Here is a 5,249-nt window from a genome sequence, read left to right on the forward strand (position 1 = left end):
ATATCGCCGCCCTTGTCTTCGTTGCCGAAAACAGAGCCGTAGCCGCTGATGTAAAGGTAATCTTCGTCTTCCTTGATCGCCTTCACGTCAAGGGTTGCCAGCTTGATTTCAAGCGGCTCATTGCCGTCTTTGCGTGCGAGAGTGCGCAGCATGTAAAGGCTCCATCTAAGGGCTTCGGACGTCTCACGACGGCCTTTGCAAAGTGTATAACACGGATTTGCAAACTTGCAAAGTGCGCGGTTGAGGCACAAAAAAAGACCGCCCGAAGGCGGCCTAGGCAGGGAGGTCAGTTTGTGAGGGCAGGTTAGGTGACAGACTTCGATCTGGCAAGAGCTTTGATCTCTTCATAAGCCGACACGGGAACCTTATATCCGCACACTGTCTTTGTTTTTTCGGGCTTTGGAATGCCCGCAACCTCTCTAATTTTGTTGAGGCGTTCAATATACATCCCTTGAAGTGACCGCCACCTCTCTTGATATCCCTTGTCCCCAAAGATCGGGTGGGTGATGAAAACGCGCTCATTTGCCCAGTGGTAAAAGTCAAAGCATATTTTTACAAATTCATCTTTGCTTTTTGCGTCACTTGGATCGTATCCATAGTTAGCCATTGCCTTCCTTGTGTCACTATTGAGCAATTCAATAAAATGATCATTTTGCCGCCCGTACCTTCTGGCGACATAGAAGCAGACAGTGGTGACTTGCGATAATGATATGCCCGCCGCCGCCGCAACATTAGTCAGATTTTCACCGGAAATCACACCAGAAACAATATTTCTGTTTCTCTCAGGGTCATTCCCTAAACAATCTTCTGGCACCATGTCTGCCGATGTTATGCCGACACGGATTAAATGTTTATACGCATTGATATTTTTAGCCATAACGCCCTCCAAGCGTTGCTCCATGTGAAAAGCGCGGGCAGGTGGTGGAGTGCCACTGTTCGTCGGCCAGACTAGCCCGCGCCTTGGTACGTTAATCAGATTATTTCAGGTTGTCAAAAACCTTTACCCGATGCACCACGGCACATCTACAGTTGATCGTCGCCGCGCCCGGCTTGCCAGCCTCGCCAGGATACATGATCGGCAGGTCAGCGCCGCCTTTGCGCGGCATAGAAAACGGCTCATCCATCTCGCGCTGCTGGCCGTTCATTCTGAGGTGGTTGTATTCTGCGCCATCGCCAAAGCGCCGGGTGCGGGCATCTTCGACGCTCACCCATTCTTTGACAAGATCAAGGCCCGTTGTCTTGGCGGTCTCGTGCATGGCGTAGTTTGCCGCGCCGTGCGTTTCGGTCCTCGCAATCAACGCGCCCCGCGTGCGGCTTATCCTCGGCACGGCTTGGTTGATCCGCTTTGCGATAGCCTCAACGCCCAACCCCTCGTTCTGGCCGTCTGCGACCTGTCGCACGATGCGCTCGCGCGTTGTCTCTGTCACCTGAGTGATCCGCCGCCGGATCGCCTCCAAGTTCACCCATTGCGTTGCCAGCGATAGGAACAGGTCTGTGAAGCTGACCTTGGTTTCGAGTATCAATCCAGCCGCCTTGCCCTGTGCTACGATCCGCGAACCGAAAGCCCGTGCCGTGACCTTGCCAATGTCGAGATACACGTCTTTGAACGCGCGAAAGTCGTCATCCGTCGGCGCTGGCACATAGCCTAACTCGCGATACTTTGCGACAAGCTGCTCGCTTTCGTCCCGGATCACCTTTGCCAGCTTGCGGCGAAAGCGGCCTTCTGCCACGTCCAGCAAGCGGCGTTGAATTGCCGCCTCGCGTTCCGGGCTGTGTCGGATGAATGCCGGGTTAGCCATGATCCAAACCGTAGGCCAGCGCCTTGATATCGTCCGCCGGTAGATCAAACATGCCGCCGCCCACTGTCGGCTTAAACTCGCCTTCAGCTTCAGGCTCATACCCCATGAGCACACGCGCCTCCTGTAGCGTCAACAAGCCTTCGCGGTATGCTGTTACCGCGCGGTTAAACATGCGCTCCCGTAGCGCCTCAAGGGCCGGGATCGTGTCCAGATCGAGGCGCAACTCCAGCCCGTCGCCATAGCGCGGCAAAAGCCAGTTGTTGAGCGCCGCCAGTACCTCGCGCATGATCGGAATAACGGTGTCGGTGTAGAGCCGTTCTTTGGCCTGCTCTAGGTTGTTGAACGTGCTGGCGTCATTGTCGATCAAAGGCAGGGGAACGCCAAGCGCCGCCGCGACGTATTTCGCCGTCTCGCGCATGGTGTTGGAAAAATCCATGTCGCGCGCCGTCTGTGAAAGCGACTGCCATTCGGCGTCGTCCGCCAGCATGGGGATCTCGCCCGCGTTCTCTGCCCCCTGCATCTTGGCTTTGAAGTATTCACGCATACGCGCGACCATCTCGCCGGACGGATATCCGCCCTTGAACCGGATTAATCCGCTGGGCCGCGCGCTGTTCTTCAGCAGGCTGTAGTTCCACCTCATGCCGGCGTTGTGGGTGTCGCCTGCAATTGCAGCGGCCATGAGCGGCGATTGCCCGCGCCAATAGTCGCCGGGGTTGTAGGTTTTGACAAAGAGCATGTCAGACTGGCCGGTGATTTGGTCAACGTCGAACGTCGTCTTACGGTTGTTAATCTCGTAGATGTATTGGCGCGGGATCCCGGACGGGCCCGGCACGATCCCGATATTGAGCGGCAAGAGCGGCCAGATTTCGGCAGGCTGTCGGGGGTTGTCGGCGCTTGCGGCCATCTCGCCCATGAGCATCCGGTTAATCAGCATCTCAGCAAGCCATGACTGATACGTGGCGCCTGGGTGCGGGTTTGCCAGCAAGTCTAGAACCGGGTGCTGCTCAATCGCCTCATCGCCGTTGTAGAGTTCTATCTGGATAGACGCCGCCGCCCTTACGATCTCGTTGACGGCGCGATACACGATCACGTTTAGCTGATAGCCTTCTGTGATGTAGCTTTGCGCCTTGTCTTTGCGCGACCATGACGGCCCGCCGCCTATCATCAAAGCGCCGCCAGCCGGGTGCGCCTTTTGCTCTGTCTGTCGTTTGAAAGGCCACAACGCCATCTATAGCACTCCGAATATCTGCCCCGTGCCGCCGCCTATCATCGGTTGCAACGCATAGCGCACGGCGTCCCAGCCGTGATTATTTGCGTCGATGATCTTTGACGTGACATCGCCATTGTCGTTCACCTTGTATGAATACAGGCGGCTTTCTCGCGCAATATTAACACAATCTGGATGAATTGCTATGCTACGGAACGACCGCAGGAAAGCGATGCCGTCTTCGACGCTGCCCGGCCACTTTGAAACCGCTTGGGCGCGGGGCAATCCGTGGCGTTGCAGGTGACTGATGCTTTCGGGCCGGGCGTTGTCCCATCGGCTTACTTCGCGTTCAAAGCCCGGTATCTGGCCAGTAACAAACGGCGCTGTGTCATCCAGTTCCAAGCCCGTGCGATAGGCTTCGCGCCTGATGTATATGTCCGGGTCATTGATCCAGACTTCCACGGCTGCTGTCGGGTCTTGTGAAAAGCCAAAGTCACCTCCGAAGTATGGGCCGCGCCATGCTGTTTCGCGCGGGTTGGGTTCAAACTCACGTATCTCGATCTTGCCACCGAACACCTGAGCGTCACTATTCTGGCGATATGCGCCTTCCCATATCCATGCGTATGTCGCTGGATCGAGGCGCTGCTGCTCTCGCCGCCTGAGCACGTCTAGGCCTTCTGGAAAGAACGGGTTATCGCTCCACTGGACTTCTGCGGCCAGCATTCCGGCTGGCGGGTTTTGCCGGAACCGCTTGTCCACCGGACTGCCTTCCTCACGCGGGTTCCAGATCACCCAGACCTCGGACTTGGGTTGCCTGAAGACGGTAGCCTCAAGGGCAAGCCATGAGTTTTCCGGCACGTCTTCGGCTTCCTCCACAATCGTCAGGTCGATCTTGGCCAGAGACTTGATGCTTTGCTCATTGCGACGAAGGCCACGGAATAGAAATTCTGTGCCGTTTTTGCCCCGGATGTAATCAACGCCCACGTCATAATGCGCCTCTAGCCACGGCTGCGATGATATCGCGGCCTTCAATTCGGCGTGGAAGCTTTCCTTGATGCTGGCCTGAAACTCGCGCGTGCAGAGGATCCGCAACGGCTCGGCGTATCCCCAGATCGAGGCCATGAGCGCGGCTGTGAATGACTTGCCCGATCCTCGCCCGCCCCATAGCGCCCGATAGCGTGCCGATCCGCGCGGCGGTGCGACAACGGGGACTAGCTTTGGCGGTAGATCAATCGTCGCTGGTTTTTGCATCGGCGGCGCGAATGATGATTTCTCTCGGCGTCATGCTGCCGTCGCTGCTGGTGTGGTCGAGGTCTTTCTTATCACGCTGGCCTAGCATCTGCTTACCAAGCCAAACGAGCATCGTGGGGTTACCGTCTTGGGCTGCTTTCCATTGAGCGCGGCGCAGCGATGCCTTGCCTTCGCCACTGTGCTTTTTATAGAGGGCCGCAAAATTTTTTTCGCCGCGTTCTTTTAGCCTGCGATTTAGTGTGTCATCGCTCATATTTAGAATGTCGCAGATTTCATCTCGCGTGCATTGAATTCGGATCATGTTCACAAGCTGGTCAAACTCTTTGTCTGACATGGGCTTACTTGGCCCTTTAGGTCCAGTTTTTTCCATTACGCAGCCTCCCGCTCAGCCTTAAGTTCCACAAAGGTGCGCCCGTCGCCTTCCAGCGTGGCCGTCTGCCCGGTGAAGTCCTGCCAGCGTTTGATGATGACGTCGCAATACTTGGGGTCCAGTTCCATCATGCGGCAGTCGCGGGCTGTCTTTTCGCAGGCGATCAGGGTCGAGCCAGAACCGCCGAATAGGTCGAGGACAATCTGATTGTTGCGGCTGCTCTTTTCGATAGCGTGTTGTGGAACTGCCACCGGCTTTTGCGTAGGATGCCCTGTTTTCTCTGCGCCCTGCTGCTTGTTGATGCGCCAAGTGCTAGGCGAGTGCTGCCCGTTCTCAGCGTTAAAAACATGCTTCCCACGCGTTGCATACGGGATCAACTCAGTGTCCCACGTCCAATGACGCTTCATTAGAGAAGGCATCGGGTCTGGTTTGCTCCAGACACAAAACGAATGATGGTCTGACCACTCTTTCATCCAAGCCCATATTCTTCCGGCCAAATGGTGTGAGGTGCAGACATAAACCGCGCAATCTTTTGCCATTACGGCGAGCGCGCAGTTCAACGGAGCTTCGATTTGGAAATCCTTATCCCAGTCTGCGGCCATTAAGTCCTTGTGAGCCTTTG

Annotated in this window: 6 protein-coding genes; all 6 read right to left on the bottom strand. The window is 56.1% G+C overall.

The window, feature by feature from the left end; genetic code table 11:
• Positions 1-304: 304 nt before the first annotated feature.
• Positions 305-877: a hypothetical protein gene (locus tag VGP75_RS18090; RefSeq protein ID WP_327544985.1), complete on the bottom strand. Its 573-nt coding sequence runs from the start codon at positions 875-877 to the stop codon at positions 305-307.
• A 100-nt stretch (positions 878-977) separates the two neighbouring features.
• Positions 978-1,799, bottom strand: a complete 822-nt coding sequence (locus VGP75_RS18095; protein WP_327544986.1) for a phage minor head protein — start codon at positions 1,797-1,799, stop codon at positions 978-980.
• Positions 1,792-3,027, bottom strand: a complete 1,236-nt coding sequence (locus VGP75_RS18100; RefSeq protein WP_327544987.1) for a phage portal protein — start codon at positions 3,025-3,027, stop codon at positions 1,792-1,794. The genes VGP75_RS18095 and VGP75_RS18100 overlap by 8 nt, the downstream gene beginning before the upstream one ends.
• A complete protein-coding gene (locus tag VGP75_RS18105; RefSeq protein ID WP_327544988.1) occupies positions 3,028-4,257 on the bottom strand; it encodes a PBSX family phage terminase large subunit in 1,230 nt (409 codons plus the stop codon).
• Positions 4,235-4,627 carry a cyclin family protein gene (locus VGP75_RS18110; protein ID WP_327544989.1) on the bottom strand — a complete coding sequence of 131 codons (393 nt, stop codon included), beginning with the start codon at positions 4,625-4,627 and terminating at the stop codon, positions 4,235-4,237. Before VGP75_RS18110 ends, VGP75_RS18105 begins: the two co-directional genes overlap by 23 nt.
• The coding region (locus VGP75_RS18115; RefSeq protein ID WP_327544990.1) for a DNA-methyltransferase at positions 4,627-5,249 on the bottom strand (623 nt) is incomplete at its 5' end. The genes VGP75_RS18115 and VGP75_RS18110, both read right to left, overlap by 1 nt.

The organism is Yoonia sp. (assembly GCF_036007805.1).
Classification (GTDB): domain Bacteria; phylum Pseudomonadota; class Alphaproteobacteria; order Rhodobacterales; family Rhodobacteraceae; genus Yoonia.

Bases quoted from the DNA above. Each gene is read 5' to 3' on its own strand.
- VGP75_RS18100 (WP_327544987.1), bottom strand. From the start codon at position 3,027: ATGGCGTTGTGGCCTTTCAAACGACAGACAGAGCAAAAGGCGCACCCG.
- VGP75_RS18090 (WP_327544985.1), bottom strand. From the start codon at position 877: ATGGCTAAAAATATCAATGCGTATAAACATTTAATCCGTGTCGGCATA.
- VGP75_RS18105 (WP_327544988.1), bottom strand. From the start codon at position 4,257: ATGCAAAAACCAGCGACGATTGATCTACCGCCAAAGCTAGTCCCCGTT.
- VGP75_RS18095 (WP_327544986.1), bottom strand. From the start codon at position 1,799: ATGGCTAACCCGGCATTCATCCGACACAGCCCGGAACGCGAGGCGGCA.
- VGP75_RS18110 (WP_327544989.1), bottom strand. From the start codon at position 4,627: ATGGAAAAAACTGGACCTAAAGGGCCAAGTAAGCCCATGTCAGACAAA.